Annotated in this window: 2 protein-coding genes, 3 tRNA genes and 1 pseudogene; 3 read left to right on the forward strand and 3 right to left on the reverse strand. The window is 60.5% G+C overall.

All coding sequences use genetic code 11. From position 1 onward, the window contains the following. Positions 1-63: 63 nt before the first annotated feature. The gene (locus G584_RS12750) at positions 64-228 is read right to left on the reverse strand and encodes a hypothetical protein (protein ID WP_157626427.1); all 165 of its coding nucleotides are present in this window, start codon (positions 226-228) and stop codon (positions 64-66) included. Positions 229-237: 9 nt separating this feature from the next. Further along, on the reverse strand, positions 238-1,032 hold the full coding sequence (locus G584_RS0111195) for a cytochrome c oxidase subunit II (protein WP_028494669.1): 795 nt from the start codon (positions 1,030-1,032) through the stop codon (positions 238-240). Between the two features lie 124 nt (positions 1,033-1,156). Between G584_RS0111195 and G584_RS0111200 the strand changes: the two genes are divergently transcribed. From G584_RS0111200 to G584_RS0111210, 3 genes are all read left to right on the forward strand, one after another. After that, positions 1,157-1,232 (forward strand) — tRNA-Lys (locus tag G584_RS0111200). A gap of 6 nt (positions 1,233-1,238) precedes the next feature. Further along, positions 1,239-1,313: transfer RNA gene (locus G584_RS0111205), tRNA-Glu, on the forward strand. 1 nt (position 1,314) lies between these two features. Continuing rightward, positions 1,315-1,391, forward strand: a tRNA-Val gene (locus tag G584_RS0111210). Between the two features lie 179 nt (positions 1,392-1,570). On the opposite strand, the pseudogene G584_RS12295 reads toward G584_RS0111210, so the two are convergent. Continuing rightward, a pseudogene (locus G584_RS12295) lies at positions 1,571-2,331 on the reverse strand (IS256 family transposase); the annotation flags it as partial. Positions 2,332-2,420 lie beyond the last annotated feature (89 nt).

Raw genomic sequence — 2,420 nt, forward strand, 5'->3', positions numbered from 1 at the left:
CCGGTTGCGGGCCCTGGGGTCGGGGACTTGGGACAAGGCCTCGCGTAGGGTCATGCCCCCTCTTTACCCCAAGGCCGCATATCGGTCAAGTCTGATGGCCCCCACCAGAAGGGCGGTCACCGTATACTGGATGGCGATAACCTTGTGGTCCTGGCTGAAGACGTACCGGCTCCAGAAGCTTCGGGGCTCCGGGCCAATGCGGTGGTCATGGTAACCGGGAAACTCCATGGCTCCTCCTTACCGGCCCAGGGACTGGGCCACGCTGGGCTGGGTCTTAATCCAGGCCTGAAACTCTTCAGGCTTCATTACCAGGACCTGGCCCAGCATGCGGGCATGGCCTATGCCGCAGTACTCGGCGCAGACCACTTGGAACTGGCCGAGGGCGGTGGGGGTGAACCAGATGCGGGTTACCATGCCCGGGACCACGTCCATCTTGATCCGGAACTCGGGAACGTAGAAGCTGTGGATGACGTCGTTGGCCCGGAGGAGGAGTAGGACGGGTTCGCCCAAGGGGAGCCGCAAGGGACCCCCGATGACCAGGATGTCGTCCCGGGCGGAGGGATCCTCGAGGTCCAAGCCAAAGGGGTTGGCGGGAGAAGCTTTCTGGATGGACGTCCTTCCTAGCTTCCCGTCCGGTCCCGGATAACGGTAGCTCCAAAGCCACTGCTGGGCAAGGACTTCTACCGTGAAGGTTTCCTTTGGGGGGTGGACCAGGTGGTTGTAGAAGTAAAGCCCTGGGGCCAGAAGAACCACGATTCCTAAGGTGGTGAGCCAGATTAGCTTCCGCTCCAGCCTCGGTTCCTCCGGGAGGTACTTTGCGGGATCCTTGTGGTAGCGATGGATGCTGTAGGCCAAAAAGAGGTTGACGCCAGCGTAGGCCAAACCGGTAAGAAGAAGGGAAAGAAGGATGATCTGATCTATGGAACCCCAGTTGGAGGCCAGGGGCGTAAACCACCAGGGCCGAAGGAGCGCAAGCCCAACGGCACCTGCCACCATCGCCACCAGGGCCACAACCAGAAAGGCCCGCTGCATAAGGGGTTCCCTCCTTTAGCTTAACACCCAAGTCTATCATAGGGGAAAGGGACAAATGTCCCACCCCTTTGGTCCCCTCACCTGGACAAGCCTTTATCCTTCCCCTATAATCACTAAGGCTGTTGGGCCGTTAGCTCAGCTGGCAGAGCAACCGACTTTTAATCGGTAGGTCGCAGGTTCGAATCCTGCACGGCCCACCAAGCCAGGGCCCCATCGTCTAGCGGTCAGGACGCGGCCCTCTCAAGGCCGAAACGGGGGTTCGATTCCCCCTGGGGTCACCACGGGCGGCTAGCTCAGCTGGTCAGAGCGCTCGCCTTACAAGCGAGAGGTCAGAGGTTCAAATCCTCTGCCGCCCACCACGATGGGAACGGAGAAATCCCCGGGGTCAGTCCCCGGGGTTTCGGTTTTTCTTACCCCCTGTCTACCCCTTATCCCGGTTGGGCTCCTTGCCGAACGGCAAATGGGGTTAGCATGGGGGTCTGGTCCGATGTGAGGGAAAGCTCAGGGTGGTCCTGCTTAGGCCGGGGGCAGGGTCGTGTCAAGATCTATGTGTAAGCGTTTGTGTCTGGGGGGCATACCTTTCCAGAAGCATCCGCTCCAATACCTCCTGTACCTCCACAAATCCCTTCAGCCTTCGCTCCGCCCACCTCCCTTCCTGCCGTTCCCCCTCCACGTACAGGAGCTTGTATACCGATTCCGGCCGGGGAAACTTATGGTCCCGCACCTTCGTCCCTCGCCTTATCTCCCGGATAAACCGCTCCATGAGGTTGGTGGCCCGAAGATAGGGCCAGAGGAACTAGGGGTACTCGTAAAAGCGCAACAGTGCCCCTGACCCCTCCTACCAGGTAGCCACCAGGGATGGGTACCTGCCCCCCCAAGCTTCCCTGAACCTCTCCAAGGTCCTGAGGGCCTCCGCTCGGCTCCCCGCCATATACACCTCCCGCAGGTCTTGCGCCAGCAGGCCCCTGTCCCGGGAACGCACCCGGGCCAGGCTGGAGCGAACCGTATGCACCACACACCGTTGCCATTGGGCCAGGGGATAGACCCGCCGAATCGCCGCAAGATACGCTATCGCGTGACCCTCTATTCCGGGTATCCCATCGGTGATAAAGAGCAGAACCCGCCGCAAGCCCCTGTGCTATAGCTCCCGCAAAACCTCCTCCCAAGAAACCGCATCCTCCCTGGGAAGGAGCCAGGTCAGCCGAAGGCTATCTTGCAGCCCAGAATCCACCTCTCCCCTGAGGGGGTAATCCCCAAGGCCACGTACACCACTTCCCGCTCCATCCCCAGTCCTGGTCGTGTAAGGATTTATGTGTAAGGGTCCGTGTTTAATAGGGGGGCACACCTTAGCACGAGGAGGTGCCCCGTGGACCAGGATACCTTGCGAA

Origin of the sequence: Thermus antranikianii DSM 12462, from assembly GCF_000423905.1 — a bacterium.
GTDB lineage: Bacteria > Deinococcota > Deinococci > Deinococcales > Thermaceae > Thermus > Thermus antranikianii.